The 23,756-nt window shown below is 39.7% G+C and carries 17 protein-coding genes; 8 read left to right on the top strand and 9 right to left on the bottom strand.

Features of this window, described 5'->3' with window-relative positions:
• Nucleotides 1-308: 308 nt before the first annotated feature.
• Genes HXN26_RS07820 through HXN26_RS07800 form a run of 5 tightly spaced genes read right to left on the bottom strand, consistent with a single transcriptional unit; the run spans nucleotide 309 to nucleotide 6,330 of the window.
• Nucleotides 309-2,618, bottom strand: coding sequence for a RelA/SpoT family protein (locus HXN26_RS07820; protein ID WP_273160338.1), 2,310 nt, complete (start codon nucleotides 2,616-2,618; stop codon nucleotides 309-311).
• Between the two features lie 33 nt (nucleotides 2,619-2,651).
• Nucleotides 2,652-3,773 (bottom strand): lytic transglycosylase domain-containing protein, encoded by a 1,122-nt coding sequence (locus HXN26_RS07815; RefSeq protein WP_273160336.1) that lies wholly within the window; start codon nucleotides 3,771-3,773, stop codon nucleotides 2,652-2,654.
• A gap of 41 nt (nucleotides 3,774-3,814) precedes the next feature.
• Nucleotides 3,815-4,588, bottom strand: a complete 774-nt coding sequence (locus HXN26_RS07810) for a DUF5683 domain-containing protein (RefSeq protein ID WP_273160334.1) — start codon at nucleotides 4,586-4,588, stop codon at nucleotides 3,815-3,817.
• Between the two features lie 26 nt (nucleotides 4,589-4,614).
• Nucleotides 4,615-5,520 (bottom strand): ParB/RepB/Spo0J family partition protein, encoded by a 906-nt coding sequence (locus tag HXN26_RS07805; RefSeq protein ID WP_273160331.1) that lies wholly within the window; start codon nucleotides 5,518-5,520, stop codon nucleotides 4,615-4,617.
• A gap of 42 nt (nucleotides 5,521-5,562) precedes the next feature.
• On the bottom strand, nucleotides 5,563-6,330 hold the full coding sequence (locus tag HXN26_RS07800) for a ParA family protein (protein WP_025000979.1): 768 nt from the start codon (nucleotides 6,328-6,330) through the stop codon (nucleotides 5,563-5,565).
• A gap of 110 nt (nucleotides 6,331-6,440) precedes the next feature.
• Between HXN26_RS07800 and surE the strand changes: the two genes are divergently transcribed.
• From surE to HXN26_RS07785, 3 genes are all read left to right on the top strand, one after another.
• Nucleotides 6,441-7,214: a 5'/3'-nucleotidase SurE gene (surE, locus tag HXN26_RS07795; RefSeq protein WP_273160330.1), complete on the top strand. Its 774-nt coding sequence runs from the start codon at nucleotides 6,441-6,443 to the stop codon at nucleotides 7,212-7,214.
• 51 nt (nucleotides 7,215-7,265) lie between these two features.
• On the top strand, nucleotides 7,266-8,408 hold the full coding sequence (lpxB, locus tag HXN26_RS07790; protein ID WP_025000977.1) for a lipid-A-disaccharide synthase: 1,143 nt from the start codon (nucleotides 7,266-7,268) through the stop codon (nucleotides 8,406-8,408).
• A gap of 79 nt (nucleotides 8,409-8,487) precedes the next feature.
• Nucleotides 8,488-9,312 (top strand): hypothetical protein, encoded by an 825-nt coding sequence (locus HXN26_RS07785; RefSeq protein ID WP_273160326.1) that lies wholly within the window; start codon nucleotides 8,488-8,490, stop codon nucleotides 9,310-9,312.
• A gap of 487 nt (nucleotides 9,313-9,799) precedes the next feature.
• Here the strand turns inward: HXN26_RS07785 and HXN26_RS07780 are convergent, their stop codons facing one another.
• The 4 genes from HXN26_RS07780 to HXN26_RS07765 form a co-directional block, all read right to left on the bottom strand.
• Nucleotides 9,800-10,435, bottom strand: a complete 636-nt coding sequence (locus HXN26_RS07780; protein ID WP_273160323.1) for a DedA family protein — start codon at nucleotides 10,433-10,435, stop codon at nucleotides 9,800-9,802.
• A 38-nt stretch (nucleotides 10,436-10,473) separates the two neighbouring features.
• Entirely contained in the window at nucleotides 10,474-11,931 is a 1,458-nt protein-coding gene (locus tag HXN26_RS07775) for an MATE family efflux transporter (protein WP_273160320.1), read from the bottom strand.
• Nucleotides 11,932-12,005: 74 nt separating this feature from the next.
• Entirely contained in the window at nucleotides 12,006-12,698 is a 693-nt protein-coding gene (locus tag HXN26_RS07770) for a BamJ family beta-barrel-assembly machinery protein (protein WP_273160318.1), read from the bottom strand.
• A gap of 28 nt (nucleotides 12,699-12,726) precedes the next feature.
• Nucleotides 12,727-14,277, bottom strand: a complete 1,551-nt coding sequence (locus HXN26_RS07765) for a glycine--tRNA ligase (protein ID WP_025000974.1) — start codon at nucleotides 14,275-14,277, stop codon at nucleotides 12,727-12,729.
• A gap of 240 nt (nucleotides 14,278-14,517) precedes the next feature.
• On the opposite strand from HXN26_RS07765, the gene HXN26_RS07760 reads away from it, so the two are divergent.
• From HXN26_RS07760 to tig, 5 genes are all read left to right on the top strand, one after another.
• A complete protein-coding gene (locus HXN26_RS07760; RefSeq protein WP_273160315.1) occupies nucleotides 14,518-17,355 on the top strand; it encodes a DNA gyrase/topoisomerase IV subunit A in 2,838 nt (945 codons plus the stop codon).
• A gap of 7 nt (nucleotides 17,356-17,362) precedes the next feature.
• Nucleotides 17,363-18,181 carry a DUF3316 domain-containing protein gene (locus tag HXN26_RS07755; RefSeq protein WP_420541272.1) on the top strand — a complete coding sequence of 273 codons (819 nt, stop codon included), beginning with the start codon at nucleotides 17,363-17,365 and terminating at the stop codon, nucleotides 18,179-18,181.
• The gene (locus HXN26_RS07750; protein ID WP_273160310.1) at nucleotides 18,181-19,206 is read left to right on the top strand and encodes a S41 family peptidase; all 1,026 of its coding nucleotides are present in this window, start codon (nucleotides 18,181-18,183) and stop codon (nucleotides 19,204-19,206) included. The genes HXN26_RS07755 and HXN26_RS07750 overlap by 1 nt, the downstream gene beginning before the upstream one ends.
• A gap of 634 nt (nucleotides 19,207-19,840) precedes the next feature.
• Nucleotides 19,841-21,508, top strand: a complete 1,668-nt coding sequence (locus HXN26_RS07745; RefSeq protein ID WP_273160308.1) for a formate--tetrahydrofolate ligase — start codon at nucleotides 19,841-19,843, stop codon at nucleotides 21,506-21,508.
• Between the two features lie 264 nt (nucleotides 21,509-21,772).
• Complete coding sequence (tig, locus tag HXN26_RS07740) at nucleotides 21,773-23,200, top strand: trigger factor (protein WP_273160305.1); 1,428 nt, start codon at nucleotides 21,773-21,775, stop codon at nucleotides 23,198-23,200.
• Nucleotides 23,201-23,756: the final 556 nt, after the last annotated feature.

Genomic DNA, 23,756 nt, shown 5'->3' with positions numbered 1-23,756 from the left:
TCTCGTGGTGTAAGGTTATCCAACGATTCATGCATAGGACTTATTCAATAAGTTTTAAGCTTTTTTGTCATCGCTCAAAAATTCTTGTTTATTTATTATTCAAACTACCACTCCAAGCTTAATTAAAACTGAAGCTGTACACTTTGTTTGACAACGTAGAAGTAATTAAGACTATGCGTTCTGACATTGTTTGTACTGAATCAACTATATAAAATAAGGTGGGTAAAGAAAATATCTTTGCCCACCTTTTATTTTTGTTATTTAGCGTTGATTTATTTGCACAAGCAGTTTGCCATGCAATGGTGTGTTTAACAAATATCTGTTATGGATTGCATTCCTTCTATTGCCATTAGACTTTCCTTGATAACTTCTACATCTTCACGGTCGTGCACTCCCATATCTATGTTTCCTACAACAATTCCATTGTCGCTTTTCAGGGTAATGTTGCGCATATTGATTCCCAATTGATCAGAAATAACTTTCGAAATATCGAGCAACATGCCTCTGCGGTCTATGCCTCGTAGTTCTATTGTAGCATCGAAGAACATAGTTTTGTGCATATCCCACTTTGCATCAAGTATGCGGGAGCCAAAACTAGCTTTAAGCTTCGCAGCCACAGGGCACGCCCTGTTGTGTATTTCGATGTGGTCGTTATTATCGATGAAGCCCATGGCATCGTCGCCAGGAATAAGGTGGCAGCAATTTGGAAAAATGTAACGTGCAATGTTATCTTCGTTTATAAAGATAGGTTTCTTCTTGTTCAAGTTCTTATCAACAACGATAAGACCTGTTACAACCTTTTCACCTTCTTTTCCGTTGGTGTTATCGTCGTCTGCAGCTTTGTTACGATTGAGGAACGGAACATATTTGCGCCACATTGGAACGTTGTTTACCTTGTTCTGTTTGCGCTTGTTCTTGCCATGCAGTTCGTCTAAATCTGCATCTCCAAGGATAATCGTTTTTTCGCCAACAGCGACAAAAAGATCGGCATGCTTCTTAATTTCGTGTAGATCGCATAGACGGTCGAGCACAGAGGTTGTCATTTCAAAGTCGTGCTTTTTCAGCCATTCTTCGAGCATATTCTCTCCCTTTTTCTGTACTTCTCGAGCTTCTTTTCGCAGTATCGCCAGCACCTTTCCCTTTGCTTTAGCTGTAGACACAAAGTTTATCCACGTCTTTTCCACACGTTGCGCCTTAGAAGTAAGTATCTCTACTTGGTCTCCGCTCTGCAGTTTATGACTCAACGGCACGAGCTTATGGTTTACTTTCGCACCAATACAATGACTACCAATTACCGTGTGTATTTGGAAAGCAAAGTCAAGAGCGGTGCAACCAGCTGGCATCATCTTAATTTCGCCTTTTGGCGTAAATACAAATATCTCTGAAGCAAACAGGTTGAGCTTGATAGCATCGAGGAAATCCATTGCATCAGGTTGCGGGTCGTCGAGTATTTCCTTTATGGTGTGTAGCCAGTCGTTCAATTCTCCCTCGTCCTCTGTAACTTCTGCACCTTCCTTATACTTCCAATGAGCAGCAAATCCTTGTTCTGCTATCTCGTCCATGCGGTCGGAACGTATCTGAACTTCTATCCACTGGCCAAGTTTCGACATCAGTGTAACATGCAAAGCTTGATAACCATTGGCTTTTGGATGGTTCACCCAGTCGCGCAATCGGTCGGGATGGCTCTTGTAGAGTTTACTTATTGCAACATAAATTTGGAAACACTCGTTAGCTTCTTCTTGTCTGCTCTTCGGACTAAAGACGATGCGAACAGCCAAAATATCGTAAACCTCTTCGAATGGCACATGCTTTGTCTGCATCTTATTCCAAATAGAATAAGGACTTTTTACACGTGCCTTAATGTCGTATTTCAGTCCCATTTTGTCCAGCGTAGCACGTATAGGGTCTGTAAAATTGTCGAAAAGCGTGTCGCGTTGCGCTTTTGTAGAAGCTATTTTCGCCTCAATGGCCTTATAAGCATCGGGGTGCTCGTAGCGGAAACTAAGGTCTTCAAGTTCTGTTTTTACTTTATTAAGACCTAAACGATTGGCTAATGGAGCATAGATATAAAGTGTTTCGCCTGCAATCTTGTACTGTTTGTTGGCTGGTTGCGACGCAAGGGTACGCATATTGTGTAGGCGGTCGCATATCTTAATAAGGATAACGCGAATATCGTCGCTCATTGTGAGAAGCAATTTCTTGAAGTTTTCAGCCTGCGCAGAAGCCTTATCGCCAAAGATTCCACCTGAAATCTTTGTCAAGCCATCAACTATCATTGCGATTTTTGCTCCGAATATGTTCTCAATATCTTCAACCGTGTAGTCTGTATCTTCTACAACATCGTGCAAAAGGGCCGAACAGATACTTGTAGAACCTAAACCTATCTCTTCACAAGCAATCTGTGCAACAGCTATAGGATGTAGGATGTAAGGTTCACCTGAAAGGCGACGCACTCCTTTGTGCGCCTGTTTTGCAAAATGATAGGCTTTTGTAATGATGTCTACCTTCTTGCGGTGAGGGGAAGCCAAATAGGTGTTCAATAAATGTTGAAACGCATCTTCGATAAGTTTGTCTTCTTTTACCTCGTCAATTTTGCTATTTTCGTTGTCTTTCTCCATATCCTTGGTCCTCCTTTTGGTATGATTAGTTGATTAACTATATGGGGTATGTGCAGCTTCTACCACAACCCTTGCCGCCATTTTCAAACTTTGGTTCTCCAAACTTTCTTCGTTTTCGTACAACCGAGAAGAATTTTCTGTAAAACATTTCACCTTCTCCGACGGCAACAAAAGAGTTGCTGAACCACCTATGGTTTTCACGATACCCTGTCGATATTGCGGATTCAGCATACGCAAATCGGCAATATCCATATTTATAACATTTGCTACTTTAGCCAGCGATATGTCTGCTGTAACTACAACTTTGCCGGCCTTTTCGGGTAAACCTGTTGGTTCAGGCAATATATTGTATTCGGAATGACAGTTCATTACGTAGTTTGCAGCTATGAAAGCGGGCACATAACCTCTTGTTTCTTTGGGTAGGAACTCGTAAATCTTCCAAAAGTCTGCACCTGCACCAGCTTTATCAATGGCACTACTCACTCTTCCTGGCCCACAGTTATAAGCAGCTAAGACCAAAGACCAGTCGCCAAAGCGCTTGTAAAGGTCAGCTAACATACGTGCTGCAGCATAAGATGACTTTATTGGATCGAGGCGTTCGTCTACGAAAGTATTTATCTGTAAATCGTACTGACGTCCTGTGGTAGGCATAAACTGCCATAAGCCTGCAGCACCTTTATTTGAAATAGCTTTCGGATTTAAACCTGATTCGATTACAGGCAAATGCTTTAATTCTATTGGCAAACCATAAGAGCGCAATGCTTCCTCGAAGATTGGATTATAATAGCTTGCTCGTGCCAACATATAGCTTGTAGAACGTCTACCTTGCTTTACATATCGATCTATGTACTTCTGCACTTCTGGGTTATAAGTAAGGCGCAATGAACCCGAAATTCGATTAACAAGACGGCCGATAGCAGAAGTCTCGTCTTCCATTTCAATTTGTGATGTAGCAGAACTTAGCTCATTCTCTTGTTCATAGAACTTTATATCGGTATATTCTACCTCAAATCCGCTTATCTTTTCATCAGCACTTGGAATATTGATTTGCACTATTCTGCCACGATTATCCTTTACTACCTGCTGCTGTGCATATGTTACACAAACACACATCAATAGCAAAGCAATCGCAAAAATCTTTCTTTCTTTTATCATTATTTCCTTTTTCGTGACACACCAACCTTTACCACAATCTGTTAAAACGTAAGTCTGCAACCAATTCCGATTGCTGAATTTTTAAACAGATTGGTCTGATTGGCAGGTGAATTGCCGTTCATAACAACAGGCGCAATATGCAATGACAAGTCGTCGGAGATATCGAAATCAGAAAGCGACGCATCTACGTATGCGTCAATCACCGACAATGCATAAACCGCAACAGTAGCAAAGATGCTTAAATCGCGCCATCTGCGGAAACGATCTTTACGCTTCCGAAACAGATTTTGGTAATAACTCTTGTTCTCGTCCGTTATTGTTGTTCCTAAATGCAAGAAACTATTGTAACTTTGTGTTGAGGGATCGTCGTCAGATATATCCATATAGGCGTTCTGATAGTCGCGATACATCTGGTTATTCCATGTCATTGCATAGATGCAACCAACTATTCCTCCATAGAAAATAGGCAGTTTCCAGTACTTACGATTGTATATTTGGCCTGCTCCAGGCAATGCTATCGCCAACCATAAAGCCTTTTTGGGCTTCGGTCGCCATTTATTCCAATCTTTCATTAGGCGCATACTATCTTTAGCAGCAACCTTATTAAGTTTCGATACCTTCTTAGACGAAAGCGAGAGGTTACTCTCTATCTTGTCACTCTCAGCATTCGTTATTGTATTAGGAGCGTCTTCGTTAGGGTAAAGAACCTTAATAGAATCGTCAAGTTCCACTTGTGCCCTTGCAATTGCAGGGCAACCTATCGCCAAAAGAAATGTTAGCAATAAAATACGGAATATGTTTCGAACTTCTTTCACTTAACTATAAACTATGCTTTCGCTTTTTATTTCAATCTATCCATTACTTCCATAATATGCAATAACTCTTCTTCAGAAGCAAAAGGAATAGTTATTTTGCCTTTACCTTTAGCACCATAAGTCATCTGCACCTTTGTATTAAAAAAGTTGGAAAGACGTTTCTTCAATATATTAAACTCTTCTGGGAGTTTCGATTTGGCTGCAATTTTCTTCTTAGCAGTCTGTATATCTTCGCCATTATTAAGCTGTTGGCAGAGTTCTTCGACCTTTCGTACACTGAAAGAATTCTTTTGAATTTCGTGAAACAACTTTATTTGTTGAGAAGGGCTATCCAATGAGAGCAATGCACGAGCATGTCCCATGTCTATTTCCTTCTTTTGCAAAGCCATTTGTACCTGAGCAGGAAGTTTCAATAGGCGTAGATAATTAGTAACTGCAGCACGACTCTTTCCTACTCTTTCTGCAACCTTTTCTTGAGTCATGCCACTTTTCTCTTGTAAATGTTCGTAGGCAAGAGCTATTTCTATCGCATTTAAGTCTTCACGCTGTATATTTTCCACCAACGCAAGCTCCATTACATTCTCATCTTTAATAGTACGAATGTATGCAGGAAGAGTTTTAAGCCCAGCCAATTGTGAAGCACGCCAGCGACGTTCGCCTGCTATAATCTGGAATTTATTTTCGTCTATCTGTCTAAGAGTGATAGGTTGCACCAAGCCAAGCTGCTTAATACTGTTTGCAAGTTCTTCTAATGCAATTTGATCGAACTCTCTTCGTGGCTGATTAGGATTCGCTTCAATGTGATCAATGAGTACCTCGCTTATAGTTGAACTGCCTTGCGTACTTACCGTTTCAGTTGATATTAAGGCATCTAAGCCCCTGCCAAGCGCATTAACTTTTGCGTTTCTATTGTATTTCTTGTGTACTGCCATTATGTTTACTAGTAAGTTTTAATGGGTTTTAGTCGCATTCCTTTATTTTTCGTTCTTCTCGATTATCTCCTTAGCCAAAGCAAGATGATTCTTTGCACCAGTAGAATCAGCATCGTAAAGAATTACTGGTAAGCCATGACTTGGGCTCTCGGAAAGTTTCACATTGCGCTGAATAACGGTTTTAAATACCAATTCTTGGAAGTGACGCTTTACTTCGTCATAAATTTGACGTGCCAATCTTAAACGGCTATCATACATCGTAAGAAGGAATCCTTCTATCTCTAACTTCGGATTCAACTTGCTTTTTATAATCTTAATCGTATTCAACAACTTGCTGATACCTTCAAGTGCGAAATATTCGCATTGCACAGGAATGATAACAGAGTCGGCTGCGGTCAATGCATTTACGGTAATTAAACCCAACGATGGGCTACAATCAATCAGTATATAATCGTAATCGTTTTGAATAGGAGCCAAGAGTTTCTCCAAAACCTCTTCACGGTCTTCTATTTGCAGCATCTCTATTTCTGCACCGACAAGGTTAATATGGCTTGGAACAATATCCATTCCCTCTATATCTGTAGTATAAATTGCATCGCGAATATCAGTATGATCAATTATGCATTCATACAACGAGCATTCCACTTCCTTTATATCAACGCCCAAACCGCTTGATGCATTTGCCTGTGGGTCGGCATCTATAACGAGAACTGACTTCTCAAGAGTTGCCAACGATGCAGCAAGATTGATGGTAGAGGTTGTTTTACCCACACCACCCTTTTGGTTTGCCATTGCGATTATTTTTCCCATTTTATCTTTTACTATACTTGTTTTGCCGACAAAGATACATAATTTTAAGCGAAAAAGCGGTATTTATAAACCTTTTTTCGTATTTTTGCAGTCAAAAGAAAATAAAATTTATGAATTGTAAGCGACCACTTATTCTCATCTCAAACGACGATGGATACACTGCTAATGGCATAAAAACATTGGCTTCATTTCTATCCGACTTTGCTGAAGTTTTAGTCTGCGCACCTGATGGGCCACGTTCTGGATATTCATGTGCCTTTTCTGCAAACACTCCCCTACATTTAGAACATCAAAACAATATTCCTAACTGTGAAGTATGGTCGTGTTCAGGAACTCCAGTTGACTGCGTAAAGATTACTTTCGAGCAGATTTTAACAGATGGACGACGCCCTGATTTAATCCTAGGGGGAATCAATCATGGCGACAATTCGTCGGTAAACACACATTATAGTGGCACAATGGGTATTGCAAGAGAAGGCTGTTTAAAATATATTCCTTCTATTGCTTTCTCGTCATGTGATTACAATCCAGATGCCAACCTTGAACCTTTACGCCACTACGTAGTAAAGATCGTCAAGCAAGTTCTTAAAGAAGGTTTACCCAAAGGTGTATGCCTTAATGTAAACTTCCCTGCCAGAGATAATTTCAAAGGAATAAAAGTAAGACGAATGGGATACGGAAGTTGGCTGAAAGAAACTCTTCGCTGCGAGCATCCAAGGGGTTTTGATTATTATTGGATGTTGGGCAAATATCGCAATGACGAACCATCGGCAACTGATACAGACCAGTGGGCATTGAAAGAAGGATACGTTACAATAACTCCTACACGTATTGATATAACAGATTATGACATGTTGGATAAGATGAAGGCATGGGAAGAGTAAGAAATAAAATCTGATTCCCATTCTTATAATATTATAACAAGCAATAAAGGAATGAAGTATTACATAATAGTTGGCGAAGCATCGGGTGACTTACACGCATCTCGTTTGATGCAATCGCTTAAGAAATTTGATGAAGCAGCTGAGTTTCGCTTTTTCGGGGGCGACCTTATGCAAAACGTTGGCGGGACACGTGTACGACATTACAAGGAACTTGCCTACATGGGATTTATCCCTGTACTTTTGCATTTGCCTACTATTATGAAGAATATGAAGCTCTGCAAAGAAGATATTGTTAAGTGGAGGCCTGACGTTGTAATACTTGTAGACTATCCTGGTTTTAATCTTAAAATAGCAAAGTTCCTTAATAAAAACACCCAAATACCGGTTTATTACTATATTTCACCCAAAATATGGGCGTGGAAGGAGTGGCGTATCCGTGCAATAAAGCGAGATGTAAAAGAGATGTTCTCTATCTTGCCATTTGAAATCGACTTTTTTGAACGGAAACACAAGTATAAAATACATTACGTTGGTAACCCAACAGCAGAAGAAGTAGCTACTTTCAAAAGCCAATACACAGAAACCAAGGAGGAATTTAGTAACCGCAATGGGCTAAACGATAAACCTATCATTGCTATTTTAGCTGGAAGTAGAAAGCAAGAGATTAAAGATAACCTGCCATCGATGCTCGAAGCTGCATCGCGCTTTGAAGATTACCAGATGGTAATAGCTGGAGCACCTTCTATAGACGATGCTTATTACGAGCAATTTGTAAGTAAACTTAACGCGAATATTGTTAAAAACGACACATATCAACTTCTTTCGCATTGCACAACAGCGATTGTTACAAGCGGAACGGCAACTTTAGAAACTGCTTTATTTAATGTTCCACAAGTAGTTTGCTACAAAACTCCACTACCAAACCTTATTCGTTTCGCATTCAAACACATTATAAAGGTGCGCTTTATATCTTTGGTAAACCTTATTGCTAATAAGGAGGTGGTGCAAGAACTATTTGCTGAACGTTTCAAAATAAGGAATATAGCTAACGAACTCTATCGTATTCTGCCTGGACAGCCTTATCGTGAAACCATGCTTGCTGAGTATGAACTGATGAAAGAGAAACTTGGCGATCATATTGCGCCCGATAATGCTGCCAATCTGATTGTATATTTACTCCAACGAAAATCATAACAATATGCGAGTATTTATTATTTCTTCCATTCTAATTATGTTTTCTTGTATCTGCAATGCAAGAAACACAAATGAGCCTATGCTTATTCTAACTCTGGAAAACATCCCCTCAGATATATCAAAAAATGAAAAATTAAAGATTTTAATACTTTCATGCCCCAATTTCAAAACTGTATTAAACAAGAAAAATCTACATGCTGATATTGAAGAAGAAGTTTCAGATGGAATCTATAGAATAAGAATGTTTGAATATGGGAAGGGCGAAAACACGATAAACTCAGTAGCTTGGCTTATACTTGACACTAAGAATAACACACTAAAAGATATTACTTACGACTCAGAAATGCCCATTCTTCTCAACTATGATAAAAGAATATATTTGGATTTTGTAGAAAACTTCCTAAAAAAGAAAGAGCTTATATTTCCAACTAAAGAAAGTATAGCATCCTTTTTTAAGAATATTTCGACTTTCAAACTCCCTTTTGAATATGATTATGAGTTTATAATAGACCTGCCGAAAACAACAACTCCAAGTAAAGCAATAATACCATTCATTGCCACTTTGGTTGATGATAAAACAGATTTGTTTGACTGCCGGGTTGCCAAACTTCCCTCTATCAATAATTATCACTTGCTTTTAATCTTTGCTAAAGACCAAAAAGGCGAAGGACGTTTCTTCCTTTGTGCATTAGATAGTAAGTATAACTTAACCGATAAGTTACTCATCTACACAGCTAAAGACATACAATGGAAAGATAAAATAGAGAATTGCTACATACATTATCACATCATCGGAAGTAATAAAATAACCTTAAAGGAGATTGTTGCGGTACCTGAAAAGAATGTACTCTACAAGAAAAGCAGTTATTCGTTTATTAATGGGAAGTTCAAAGTAAGCAAATAAGTACTTTCTACAATTGCTTACATAAACCAACTTTCAGCATACTCTATCTCCTATTTTGCAGCTTCATGTTATTAAACAAAGGTAACAAATAGGCAGCACAAATGTAAATATTTTATCACTATCATCAAACCGTATAACATTTTGATAATCAATGTCTTGTAATAGTGCCTGTTTTGCGTTGCAAAACAGGCACTATTACAAGACAAAACAGACTCTTTTGCAACGCAAAATAACCGCTATTGCAAACTAAAACAATTTCTATTGATTTTTCTGTGAAATACTTTTACAATACAAAAGCTATCTTTAAAGATTATCCAATTCATACAAAAGGATTAACTTTCTGCAAACAAGACATTATAAAAGGGATATTAAAACTAAAATAAGAGGATATAAAAGAAACCTTTTCAATATATCATATAAAAGAGAAAGGGTAGGTATAGAAAAGCGAGTGTATCGGGACAGAATCTCAATACACTCGCTCTCAGTTTTATTGTTTATTTGATTTTGCCTTCTTTAGGAAATATCTTACAACAAAATAAAGTACAACTAAGATAAGAATACCCAAGATAACATACTTAATATAGTTATTGTATTCTTCTATTTTTGCAGTGAGCTGACTTTCTGGAACAACAGAATGAAGATACCAACCAAGTACTGCAAGAACACAATTCCAAATACCAGAGCCAATAGTGGTATAAAGAATGAACTTCCAAAAAGTCATTTTTGCTAAACCTGCAGGTATTGAGATGATTTGTCGAATACCAGGAATAAGTCGTCCGGTAAGGGTCGCTATAACACCATGGTCGTAGAAATACTTCTCAGCGACCTTAACTTTATCTTCGTTTAGCAAACAAAGATGCCCGAATTTGCTGTTTGCAAAACGATATATAATAGGTCTGCCGAGATAATAAGCGGCTACATAGTTGGTTGTTGAGCCTGTAACAGCACCTAAAGTGGCAACTATAACCACCCAGAATACATTTAAATGTCCTGCTGCTGCATGGTAGGCAGCTGGTGAAACAATTAGTTCCGATGGGAAGGGGATTACCGTTCCTTCAATATACATACCGAGAAAGATAGTCCAATAATTAAGTGTGTCTAAGAGAGACGAAAACCAATGCATTGTTTAATATGTCTTTTAAAAATTATATAATATCGTATTTATGAGGCTGATGCTTGCTCTACCGGTGGTGCTTCAGTAATATTCTTCATCCAACTACCACGGTAAATCCGTATCAAGAACATTGAGCCGCGGAACGTAAGCTCAACAGCCATTGCGAACCAAACACCTCGTAAGCCGTAGGTAGAAGCGAGAGCATAAGCCAAAGTAAGGCGTACAAACCACATAGAACCAAGATTGATAAGTGATGGTTTGAATGTATCTCCAGCACCAACGCATACGCTGTAAGCCACAATAGCTGCTGCAAAGAACGGCTCAGCAAAGGCTTCGATACGCAAAACAGCTACTCCCAACTCTCTGATTTCATTCACTGGAGAAAGCATTCCTATCATTTCAGGAGCAAAGATATACATAATAACTCCCATGAAGGCCATAACGCCCATACCAATGAATACAGTCATGTAAGCAAAGTTCTTACAAAGATCTTTTCGTTTCGCTCCAACGCTTTGTCCAACAAGTGTCGTTGCCGCTTCAGCAATACCATAACCAGGCATGTAACATAGACTTTCGGCTGTTACAGCAAACGAATTTGCAGCAATAGCGAAGTTACCCAAGGGTGCGACAATCATAGTAGAAACCACTTGTGCACCATTCATTAAGAGGTATTGCATAGCCATAGGTGCACCTATTTTTACAGCGTGAACAATGTAATCCCACACCCATACAAAGCGTTTGGTGTCGAGTTTCCATGCCAAAATAGGACTACGGAAGATAGCAAAGTAAATTAACGGAATAGCAGCTACGGCAAATGAGAGTAGCGTACCAATGGCAGCGCCTTTCACTCCTAACCCAAATCCGAACATTTCAAACTGAAATCCAAGTATAGTTAGGGGACGCGTAGGAAAGATTAAGATAAAATTGAAGACCACGTCCATAAGGCACATCAACACGGAAATAAGGCTTGGGTGACGCATATCGCCCGACACTTTCAACATAGCAGCCGATAGATATTCTACCAAATGTATGGGTACTGCAAATGAAAAAACAAGAAAGTAAATGGAAGCATCATGCTGAATATCAGCACCACCGCCTAACCAACGTGGTAATGGCGTTGCTAACAATGCCGCAACAGCCATCAAAATAAAACTGAAAGCCAATCCAAAGATATAGCCATGCCGCATAACGGCTCGCGCTTTCTCAAAGTCGTTGGCTCCAATGAAGTGTGCGACTTGCACCGAAAAGCCCATTCCGCCCGCTGCAACCAACGAACCAAAGAGCCATGTGGCAGGTTCTACCAATCCGATTGAAGCCGAAGCGGCTGCCCCCAACGAACCTACCATCGAGGCATCGATGTAAAACATCATTACAGTAGTCACTTGAGCGAGAATTGACGGAATACTTAATTGAACGATGAGATTTAACTTTTCGCTCATCGTCATAGAGTTACCATTCCTGATTTTCGCCAAGAGTGCGTCGGTTACAGTCTTGCTGAACACCATAATATATAAAGTTGCGTGGATAAGGTAGACTGAAAGCCCACCATAAGTCTTCGCTAAGAATTGGTTGGTTATCCTTAAATTATATCTGGAACCTTAGTTCCCGCTCTGTAATACGAGTGGAGACGTAAGTCAAAAATCAAGTTAGAATAAGCTGGAATAGAGCCATTCTTAGTTGTGCCATAGCCTAACTGGTAAGGAATATAAACCATCCAGTGGTCGCCAATATGCATATTTTGTAGTGCTGTAGCAAAGCCTTCGACAACAGCACCCTTCTCTCCGCCTACCAAAAGCTGTGCAGGACGTGATGTTTGTGGGTTATAAACCAAGCCATTCCCACCCCAACTGCTATCAAACATTAGGCCTGCGGTATATGTTGGAGAAGGTATGAGTCGGCCTTGATAGTATACCAGTACTGAATCGGTGAACAAAGGAGAACCCGAACCAGTACCTTTTTCTAACTCATGAACAATAATATAGTTCTCTGGAGCATAACTCTTGGTTCCATCTTTCTGCGTTTGGTCTTGATAACTATAATTCAATATGAGTTTCCAAGAGGTATCACCATTATCTATTTTTTGCTTTGTTGCATTGTAAAGGTTTGTCCAATACGTTGTGTTTTTAGATTTCCAGTCTGCAAACTCTTCATCTTCCTCAGAGCTTTCCGAGCATGAAGACAATACACCAACCGAGAAAATAGCTGCAAACAACAAAGCTGCAGAGAAAAAGAAGCTTTGAAATTGTGCTCTTAATTTATTCTTATTTTGCATAATTCTATTTTATATGTGAATATAAATCTTACCCTTTCACATCAAGTTTCTTCAACAACGAAGTAATAGAAACGCGATCTTCGATAATCTCACGTAGCTTTGCAACAGGCACACGTTCTTGTTTCATAGAGTCACGATAACGCAAAGTAACTGTATTATCGGTCAAAGTGTCTCCATCAACAGTAACACAGAAAGGTGTACCAACAGCGTCTTGACGACGATAACGCTTACCAATAGAGTCTTTTGTTTCTATAGATGTATTGAAATGGAACTTCAAGTCGTCTACAATCTCTTGTGCTTTCTCTGGCAAACCATCTTTGTTGACCAATGGAAGCACCGCGCATTTTGTAGGAGCTAATGGCTCTGGTAAGCGCAAAACCACACGACTTGAACCATTCTCTAATTGTTCTTCAGTGTAACTATGGCACATTATGCTCAAGAACATACGATCTACGCCAATAGAAGTCTCAACAACGTAAGGTGTATAGTTCTCATTGCGTTCAGGATCGAAGTACTTTATCTGTCTACCCGAGAATTTTTCGTGTTGTGAAAGGTCGAAATTAGTACGCGAGTGAATACCTTCTACCTCCTTAAAGCCAAACGGCATGTGGAATTCAATGTCGGTTGCAGCATTTGCATAGTGCGCTAACTTCTCGTGGTCGTGGTAGCGATAGTTGTCATTACCCATACCAAGAGCTTGATGCCAAGCTAAACGATACTGCTTCCAATAGTTAAACCATTCCATCTCTGTACCTGGTTGGCAGAAGAATTGCATCTCCATCTGTTCGAATTCGCGCATGCGGAACACAAACTGACGAGCTACAATCTCGTTTCGGAAAGCCTTTCCTATCTGTGCAATACCAAATGGTAACTTCATACGACCGGTCTTTTGAACGTTCAAGAAGTTTACAAAGATACCTTGTGCAGTCTCTGGACGTAGATAAATCTTACTCGATGAATCAGCAGAAGCACCCATTTCAGTAGAGAACATAAGATTAAACTGACGCACATCGGTCCAGTTCTTTGTTCCACTAATAGGGTCTACGATACCTTCATCAAGTATTATCTGCTTCAATTCCTCAAAGTTTGAAGCCTCCATCGCATTGGCAAAGCGTGTATGAAGCTCGTTATACTTACGTTGATACTCCAATACGCGAGGATTAGTAGCACGGAATTGAGCCTCATCGAAGCTGTCACCAAACTTCTTTGCAGCCTTAGCAATTTCCTTGTCCATCTTTTCTTCATACTTACCGAGCTGGTCTTCTATCAACACATCGGCTCTATAGCGTTTCTTAGAGTCTCGATTATCAATCAAAGGGTCATTGAAAGCATCAACGTGGCCGCTGGCTTTCCATATCGTAGGGTGCATAAAGATGGAAGAGTCGATACCTACGATGTTGTTATGGAGCAACACCATTGATTGCCACCAATATTGTTTGATGTTGTTTTTTAGTTCTACACCATTCTGACCATAGTCGTATACTGCAGCAAGACCATCATATATATCACTACTTGGAAAAACAAAACCATACTCTTTGCAATGGCTTACTATCTTTTTGAAGGTATCCTCTTGTGCCATAATATATTATTTTTATCTTTATTTATTCGGAATTTGGCACAAAGTTACGATTTTTTAATGGAATAAGGTAACTAAAAGTTGTGAAAGTTTGCGAAAGAAGGGAGTTATAATTGATTCAGATTGATTAACGCTTCCCCCAGCGCTTATATTAAATAGATGTGTGTTTCACTATGCGAATTTGCATATTTCGAGATTTCTTCGTACCTTTGAGCCTCAAAAATAGAGACAATCCAACTAGTTATGGACGACGATAAGATGATTGAAAACAATGAGGGCCAAACCTCAATGAACGAAAAAACAACGGGTAATGACAGCAATTTAACAAACACAGACCCTAATGAAGACGTTAGTGTTGATGCTGAAATAACAGACGAAGATGAAGTAAGCGAACCTGGAAACGGCTATATTCCAACCGACAGATTTGATGCTTCGGCTGTTAAACACCTATCAGGAATGTATAAAAACTGGTTCTTGGATTATGCAAGTTATGTAATCTTAGAACGTGCAGTACCCCATATTGACGACGGATTGAAGCCTGTTCAACGCCGTATCCTCCACTCTATGAAGCGAATGGACGATGGACGATACAACAAGGTTGCTAATATTGCAGGCCATACGATGCAGTTCCACCCACACGGAGATGCTTCTATCTGCGATGCCCTTGTGCAAATGGGGCAAAAAGACCTACTCATTGACACGCAAGGAAACTGGGGAAACATATTTACTGGCGACCGTGCTGCAGCTCCTCGATACATCGAAGCACGTCTGTCAAAGTTTGCTTTAGAAACCATTTTCAATCCTAAAACTACTGAATGGCAGCAGTCTTATGATGGAAGAAACAAAGAACCAATTACCCTACCAGCCAAATTCCCTTTGCTATTAGCACAAGGTGCAGAAGGTATTGCTGTTGGATTGTCGTCTAAAATTCTTCCGCACAACATGGCAGAAATATGCGATGCCGCCGTAAACTATCTGCGTGGAAAGAAGTTTGAGCTTTATCCAGACTTCCCAACAGGCGGTAACATTGATATATCAAAGTACAATGACGGACAACGTGGCGGATCTTTGAAGGTTCGCGCTAAAGTTGAGAAGATTGATAACAAGACACTTGTCATTCGCGAAATACCTTTTAGCAAGACAGCCAGTTCGCTCCAAGAATCAATTACCAAAGCTGTTGAAAAGGGAAAAATAAAGATTCGCAAGGTAGAAGATATGACAGCGTCAGAAGTAGAAATACAATTACATCTGACACCAGGCACTTCAAGCGACAAGACTATGGACGCCTTGTACGCCTTTACCGATTGTGAGGTTTCTATTTCGCCTAACTGTTGCGTTATTTCTGATAACAAACCTCAGTTCTTGACCATATCGGAAGTGTTAAAGCACTCAGTAGACAACACACAAGCACTATTGCGTAGGGAGCTTGAAATAAGGAAAGGTGAACTTGAAGAACAACTCTTCTTCAACTCGTTAGAACGAATATTTATAGAAGAACGTATCTATAAGGAACAAAAGTTCGAGACATCTAAAACAATGGATGAGGTAGTTACATTTGTCGATTCTAAGTTAGAGCCTTTTAAAAAGGAATTTATTCGTGAGGTGAAACGTGAGGATATACTTCGCTTACTAGAAATAAAGATGCAGCGTATCCTTAAGTTTAACAAGGACAAAGCAGACGAATTAATCCATAAGATCGAGGCGGAAATAGCCGAAATAAACAAGGACCTTAGCGAAATGGTGCGTGTAACCATTGAATGGTTCAAGCATTTGAAAGCTAAATATGGTAAGGACTTCCCACGTAGAACAGAGATAAAGAGCTTCGATACCATTGTTGCAGCTAAAGTTGTAGATGCAAACGAGAAGCTATACATTGATCGAAAAGGGGGCTTTATAGGTACTGATTTGAAGAAAGCCGAGTTCGTTCAGAACTGTTCCGACCTTGATGATGTCATCGTTTTCTTCCGTGATGGTAAGTATCGCATCGTCCATATTGCTGATAAAGTGTTTGTTGGCAAGGGCGTTATACACGTACAAGTGTTTAAACGCAACGACCGCCGCACCATATACAATGCTGTTTATCGCGACGGAGAAAAAGGTCCTTACTACATAAAGCGTTTTAATGTGGTTTCCATTACCCGTGACAGAGATTACGATCTTACTCAAGGGAAGCCAGGTTCAAGAGTTTTTTATTTTACGGCTAACCCGAACGGAGAGGCTGAAACTATCAAGATTATATTGAAAGATCAACCTGGAAGATCGCGATTAATGCGATATTTTGAACGTGATTTCTCTAATGTTCTAATCAAATCGAAGACTGCTCGCGGTGTATTACTTACGAAAGAAATTGTAGATCGTGTATCTTTGAAAGCTCATGGAGTATCAACTTTGGGTGGCAGAAAGGTATGGTTTGATGCTGATGTTAATCGTATTAACTACGAAGAACAGGGTCGTTTGCTGGGCGAATTCAATGATAAGGATACCATTCTCGTAATTCTTGATAATGGAGAGTTCTATACTTCCAACTTCGATGCAGCTAATCACTACGAAGATAACATCTTCCGTATTGAGAAATTCGACCCCGAAAAGCCATGGACAGCGGTTGTTTACGATGCAGATAACCAAGGTTACCCATACCTAAAGCGCTTCTACATGGAGAATTCTACGCGACATCAGAGTGTAATAGGCGACAATCCGAAGTCCAAACTCGTCTTCCTCACAGACGATACCTACCCTCGTGCAGAGATAACGTACGGCGGAAGCGATGCAGCACGCGGCACAGAGATTATTGATGCTGAAGAATTTGTGGGCATAAAGGGCTTTAAGGCTAAGGGAAAGCGCCTTACAACTTTCAAAGTTAGTAAGATTAAACAACTTGAACCTATTCGTTTTCCTGAACCTGAAGAGGTAGAAGATGTTGAAATAGCAGAGCCTGTTGAGGCAGAAACTATCGTAGAACAACCTGAAAAGCCCGCTGAAACCAAAGTCGAAGAGCCTACAGAGCCTACTGCAAAGACTGACAAACCGAAAGATGACAATAGCGGAGAGCAACAGCTAACGCTACAATTCTTTGATAATTAAAGATATTGTGATGTTGAGGAAAATACTTTTCGCCTGTTCATTGTTACTATATAGCTTTACTATTCATGCGCAAGACACATTGCGGTCTAGTAAAATTATTACCAAAGCGCAGCTTGTTGGTTTTGGAAAAGTTAGTCAATTAGACACCTATCTGTCGCCAAGTGCATACGAAGGAGGCGAGATTCGTTACATTTCTCATACGTTACGTAATAATGGCACGCCTATTTTGCGTGAGATTATCCATCAAACCCGCTTATCATACACGCACAACGCTTCGCAGAGAAACAACAATATAGGCGGAATGTATAACTTTCAATATAATGTGCATTACGCTTTTGGAAAATGGATGTTAGGCAATGGCACATTAACAGCTACGGCTGGCGGTGGCATTGATGCCAATATTGGTTTCCTATACAATATGCGCAATGGCAATAATCCTGCCCAAGTGTATCTGAACATGAATCTTGCGCCATCAGCTTCAGCTACCTATGCATTTAGGTTATGGGGCAAGCCTTTCCAAGTTCGATACGAAGTGCAAGCCCCACTCGTCGGTTTGATGTTTGCACCCAACTTCGGTCAAAGCTACTACGAAATATTTTCAAAAGGCGATTACGACCATAACATGGTGCCTACCACTATGTTTTCTACTCCCTCGCTTAGACAAATGCTTACCCTCGACTTTACTTTGCGCCATACAACGTTACGTTTAGGCTATTTAGGCGACTTTCAACAAGCACGCGTAAATAGCTTGAAATATCACACATGGAGCAACCTCTTTGTGTTAGGCGTTGTACGAACATTTTCGATTTCAAAGATTATTCCGTAATGAAAAAGTATATACGACACTTTCGCCATACTGCTTTTGTGCTTTCATACACATTATTTATAATATCGTTCCTCTCGTCTTGTGTTACAAACGACGAGTATCAGAATACCATTCAGGGTAATGCTGAAGCTCTTTGGAAGATTATTGATGAGCACTATTGCTTCTTTGAACAGAAAGAAATAGATTGGAATGCAGTACGAAATAAGTACTTAAAGCAGTTCGACAATTCAATGTCAGAACGTCAACAGTTCGAAGTAATGGCAAATATGCTATCCGAATTGAAAGATGGACACGTGAATTTATATACTTCTTTCAATGCTGCGCGTTATTGGTCATGGCACGAAGACTACCCACAAAACTTTTCTGATTCACTCTTACGAAAGTATTTAAAGACCGATTACCTTATAGCAAGCGGCATGGACTATACTATTCTTGACGATAATATCGGTTATTTGCGATGCGAAAGCTTCCAACGAGGAATAGGTGCAGGTAATCTTGACGATATACTTCTCTACTTCCAACCTTGTAGAGCTATTATTTTAGATGTGCGAAACAATGGTGGAGGCTCGCTTGCTAATGCAGAAGAACTCGCTGCAAGGTTCACCAATAAGTCGGAACTGGTAGGCTATATGCAACATAAAACGGGTAAAGGGCATAGTGATTTCTCGCCTTTAAAAGAGCAAATCCTCAAGCCTGGAAAAGGAATCCGCTGGCAGAAGCCTGTATTTGTACTAACTAACCGCAGCGTTTTCTCGGCTGCTAACGAGTTTGTAAAGTATATGCGCTGCTTCCCTAATGTGAAAACAATAGGCGACCGTACAGGTGGAGGTGCTGGTTTGCCATTCTCTGCCGAGCTTCCTAACGGGTGGTCAATACGCTTTTCAGCTTGTCCGATGTACGACAAGAATAAGCAAATGACCGAATTTGGCATAGACCCAGACTATAAAATAAGCCTTACTTCTGAAGATTTCCAGCGTGGCAAAGACACCATCATAGAGTTTGCACGCCACCTTATATATAAATAAGGTATAACATTCCAAGAATACAGCTACTCGAATCCTAATGGAATACAAGTTAGTTTATTTACTAAGGAAAACTGAAAGAATATCCGTAATTTTACAATAAAAATTCTATCATAAACCATTAGTGCCGATATGGCTTTGCAATAGTGCCTGTTTTGCGATGCAAAACAGGCACTATTGTATGGCAAAATAGGTTGTTTTGAAAAGCAAAACAACGGGTATTATAAAACGTTGAAGTTCAATAAATTAAACAACACAACCGCTTCGAGCATCGAAATGTATCTTTATACCTTTTTATAATGTATAAAACAGATTGCTTATGTTATGCTTTCGCATCTTCTCATCAGCCCTTCTTTTAAGCACTCCACACCCACTCGCTCCACCATCTCAAAACTTACACAGAATAAGTAAATCACTATCGAAAAAATACAATACCGCTCTTTGTTACCTATAGTATTGCTATCTGCACTTTGCAATACCATTGCACAATGTTTCAAAAATGTGCTATTATGTATTTTTTAGTACAAATATATCGATAAAAAGTTGGCTGTAAGATTTAAATTACCTAATTTTGGAAACAAATAACAACGAACTATCATCAGTTAACATCTAATAAATTTAAAAGAAGAACTAACAAATGAAAACAGATTTTGAGATTGCTCACGAGGCAAAACTTGAATTAATTGATAGTATTGCAAAGAAAGTTAATATCCCAGTAGAAGAACTTGAGCCCTTTGGTAAGCACATTGCCAAAGTGCCTTACCGCCTCATCGACGATGAGAAAGTAAAAAAATCAAAGTTGATTCTTGTTACTGCCATCACTCCAACAAAGGCTGGTATCGGTAAGACAACAGTTAGCGTTGGCTTGGCACTCGGCATGAATCGTATAGGTAAGAATGCTATTCCAGCACTACGCGAGCCTTCACTCGGCCCTTGCTTTGGTATGAAGGGTGGAGCTGCAGGCGGTGGCTATGCACAAGTTTTACCTATGGAGAAAATCAATCTTCACTTTACAGGCGACTTCCATGCCATCACTTCAGCTAACAATATGATTGCTGCATTGTTAGACAACTACTTGTATCAGCACCAAGACGATGGCTTCGGAATGAAAGAAATATGGTGGCGCCGTGTCTTAGATGTAAACGATCGCAACCTCCGTACAGTCATTACAGGCTTAGGAAGCCGTACTGATGGCTTGCTTACAGAAGGCGGTTTCGATATTACACCTGCATCAGAAATTATGGCTATCCTATGTTTAGCTACTGATGAAGAGGACTTGCATCGTCGTCTTGATAACATTATTCTTGGTATTACACTTGAAGGCAAACCATTATATTTGCGCGAATTAAATGTTACTGGTGCTATCGTAGCTCTCTTGCACGAAGCTATTAACCCTAATTTGGTGCAAACTATCGAGAACACACCAGCATTTATACATGGCGGTCCATTTGCAAACATCGCACATGGTTGCAACAGTATCTTAGCAACTAAGATGGCAATGAGCTATGCAGACTATTGTATCACAGAGGCTGGATTCGGTGCTGATTTGGGCGCAGAGAAGTTCTTAGACATTAAATGTCGCAAGGCTGGCATTTCTCCAGTACTTACTGTATTGGTTGCAACAGCACAGGCATTGAAGATGCACGGTGGTATCGATGTTACAGAAATAAGTAAACCAAATGTAGAAGGCGTAAAAGCAGGTCTTTGCAACTTGGATAAACACATAGCAAACCTCAAGGCATTCGGCCAGACTGTTGTTGTTTGCTTGAATCGTTTCGCTTCTGATACAGACGAAGAATTAGCTCTTGTGAAAGAACATTGCGAGGCACAAGGCGTTGGTTTCGCTATCAACACAGCCTTCGGAGAAGGTGGTAAGGGAGCAGAAGAACTGGCTCGCTTGGTAGTTGATACCATCGAAAAGAAGCCATCGGCACCACTTAACTTCGTTTACGAAGAGAATGACGACATTACAACAAAGGTTGAAAAGATAGCTAAGAACGTTTACGGAGCTGCTAAAGTTGTATTGCTTCCAGCTGCAAAACGCAACTTACAGCGCATAAAAGAACTTGGTTTCGAAAACCTTCCAGTATGTATTGCCAAGACACAGTATTCGTTCTCTGAGAACGCAAAGGCTTACGGAGTCCCTACAGACTTCACAATTACCATTCGCGACTTTGTTATTAACGCTGGTGCAGGCATGGTTGTAGCCATCGCTGGTACCATCATGCGTATGCCAGGTCTACCAAAGACACCACAAGCAGAGCATATTAACGTTGTGAATGGCGTAATAGAAGGCTTGTCATAAAGCATTATCCATAACTTGCAGCCTCGGAGGACGTCGATGTTTTCCGAGGCTTTTGTGTTATCTTACTACTTCTTTCATCTGCTGTTTGCTACACTTCTATTCAGCAAGACAATTTCTTAAAAATGTTTTTTTTCTATATATATATTATGTAGTTAGGCAAAAAATAAGTAACTTTGCGCCTCAAAGTGGGTGAAGATTTTATCGTTCCACCCGCTTAAACTTATTCATTTGATAATTAAATAATAAACATATAATACTTCAAAGATGAAAATTTCATTTGAAAACCCAGACAAACTAAATGGTCTTTTGACTATAGTTGTCGAAGAAGCTGACTACAAAGAAGAAGTTGAAAAGGCACTCAAAGATTATCGCAAGCGTGCAAACATCCCAGGCTTCCGCCCTGGACAAGTGCCAATGGGTTTGCTAAAACGCCAAGTTGGCCCACAAGTTAAGATGGATGCCATTAACAAAATCTTGGGTGAAAACCTTCAAAAATATATTGTAGACAACAAAATCCATATGCTTGGACAGCCTATGGCTTCTGAAACACAAGAGGCTGTAGAACTTGAAAAGCCAGCTCCTTACACCTTTAAGTTCGACATTGCAATCGCACCAGAGTTTGATATCGAACTTACAAATAAGGATACTATCGAATATTACGATATTAAAGTAGACGACAAACTTATTGATCAACAAATCGAAATGTTCGCAAGCCGTGCAGGACATTACGATAAAGCACAAGAGTTTGACCCTGAAAAGCGCGATATGCTCAAGGGTGATATCCGCGAACTTGACGCAAATGGCAATACTCTCGAAGGAGGTATCACTGTAGAAGGTGCTGTTTTAATGCCTCAATACATCAAGGTTGAAGATCAAAAGAAACTTTTCGATGGCTGCAAGTTAGGTGACATCATTACCTTCAACCCACGCAAAGCTTATCCAGAAGGCGACGCAGAGATATCATCATTACTGAAGATTGACCGCAAAGAAGTTGCTGAACACACTGGCGATTTCTCATATCAGATTACCGAAATCTCTCGTTTTGTAAATGCAGAAAACAACAAAGAACTTTGGGATAGCGTTTATGGCGCTGATGCAAATATCAACGATGAGGCTGCATTCCGTGCTGCTATAGCAGAAGGTGTAAGCAAACAACTTGAAAGAGACTCTGACTATAAGTTCATGTTAGATGTTCGCGCATACGCTGAAAAGAAAGTTGGTGACCTACAATTCCCAGACGCTTTGTTGAAGCGCATCATGCTTTCAAACAACAAAGATAAGGGTGCAGAGTTCGTAGAACAGAACTACCAACCAAGCATCAATGAGCTTAAGTGGCATCTTGTAAGAGATAAGATAGCAAATGCCAATAACATTAAGGTTGAAGATGCTGATGTAAGAGAGAGCGCTTCACAGATGGCTCGTGCACAATTTGCACAATATGGTATGAATAACGTTCCTGATGAGTATGTAAACAATTACGTTGAAGAGATGATGAAGAAGCGTGAGAACATAGATTCTTTCGTTGAAGCAGCTCTTGATCGTAAGCTTTCGGTTGCGTTGAAGAGTGTTGTTAAGTTGAAGAAGAAGTCTGTATCTCTCGATGAATTCAACAAACTTATGATGCCTGCTGAAGCAGAAAAACCAGCAAAAGCAAAGAGATCTAAGAAGGCTGATAAAGCTGAAAAGGAATAAGAAAGAGAAAAATAAGTTAATGCCTAATCCATGAAGCTGTGCAATTTGCATGATTATTGATGGCATTAAACTATAAAAGCAATATCCTTTCCGCAAACTTTCATTTAAGAAAGATGTTGGAAAGGATATTGCTTTTTTTGTGTTTATTAGAAGTTACACCTCTGTTTAAATAACAGAAGTACCAGTTTGGCAGTAACTCATTCACAAAAGTAAGTCCCAATTTTTGCTCAAAGAGAATGTAGAAAAAGAATTTATCATTGTAAAGATTATCGCAAGAAAAAATAATGATATTGGTTTTACTTTGTAATAGCATCTGTTTTGCGCTACAAAAGTGCCTGTTTTAGCTTACAATATAGGCTCTTTCGCATTGCAAAATAACCTCTTTTGTAAGACATTGGTTATTAACTTATTAAGCAACATTTGCAATAATGATAAATCATTACAACTTTACTGTCTGTTTTCCGTTCATAAAATATAATATAAAGACTAAAAAAATGGATTTAAGGCGTAATGGACATTTGGTAGGCTGAAAGCTCACGGAACGCTTTTATTTACT

It is taken from the genome of Prevotella aurantiaca, assembly GCF_015262605.1.
Lineage (GTDB): Bacteria > Bacteroidota > Bacteroidia > Bacteroidales > Bacteroidaceae > Prevotella > Prevotella aurantiaca.
This window is presented reverse-complemented; position numbering and strand designations above follow the sequence as displayed.

Bases quoted from the DNA above. Each gene is read 5' to 3' on its own strand.
- HXN26_RS07820 (WP_273160338.1), bottom strand. From the start codon at position 2,618: ATGGAGAAAGACAACGAAAATAGCAAAATTGACGAGGTAAAAGAAGAC.
- HXN26_RS07815 (WP_273160336.1), bottom strand. From the start codon at position 3,773: ATGATAAAAGAAAGAAAGATTTTTGCGATTGCTTTGCTATTGATGTGT.
- HXN26_RS07805 (WP_273160331.1), bottom strand. From the start codon at position 5,520: ATGGCAGTACACAAGAAATACAATAGAAACGCAAAAGTTAATGCGCTT.
- HXN26_RS07800 (WP_025000979.1), bottom strand. From the start codon at position 6,330: ATGGGAAAAATAATCGCAATGGCAAACCAAAAGGGTGGTGTGGGTAAA.
- surE (WP_273160330.1), top strand. From the start codon at position 6,441: ATGAATTGTAAGCGACCACTTATTCTCATCTCAAACGACGATGGATAC.
- lpxB (WP_025000977.1), top strand. From the start codon at position 7,266: ATGAAGTATTACATAATAGTTGGCGAAGCATCGGGTGACTTACACGCA.
- HXN26_RS07785 (WP_273160326.1), top strand. From the start codon at position 8,488: ATGCTTATTCTAACTCTGGAAAACATCCCCTCAGATATATCAAAAAAT.
- HXN26_RS07780 (WP_273160323.1), bottom strand. From the start codon at position 10,435: ATGCATTGGTTTTCGTCTCTCTTAGACACACTTAATTATTGGACTATC.
- HXN26_RS07775 (WP_273160320.1), bottom strand. From the start codon at position 11,931: ATGGTGTTCAGCAAGACTGTAACCGACGCACTCTTGGCGAAAATCAGG.
- HXN26_RS07770 (WP_273160318.1), bottom strand. From the start codon at position 12,698: ATGCAAAATAAGAATAAATTAAGAGCACAATTTCAAAGCTTCTTTTTC.
- HXN26_RS07765 (WP_025000974.1), bottom strand. From the start codon at position 14,277: ATGGCACAAGAGGATACCTTCAAAAAGATAGTAAGCCATTGCAAAGAG.
- HXN26_RS07760 (WP_273160315.1), top strand. From the start codon at position 14,518: ATGGACGACGATAAGATGATTGAAAACAATGAGGGCCAAACCTCAATG.
- HXN26_RS07750 (WP_273160310.1), top strand. From the start codon at position 18,181: ATGAAAAAGTATATACGACACTTTCGCCATACTGCTTTTGTGCTTTCA.
- HXN26_RS07745 (WP_273160308.1), top strand. From the start codon at position 19,841: ATGAAAACAGATTTTGAGATTGCTCACGAGGCAAAACTTGAATTAATT.
- tig (WP_273160305.1), top strand. From the start codon at position 21,773: ATGAAAATTTCATTTGAAAACCCAGACAAACTAAATGGTCTTTTGACT.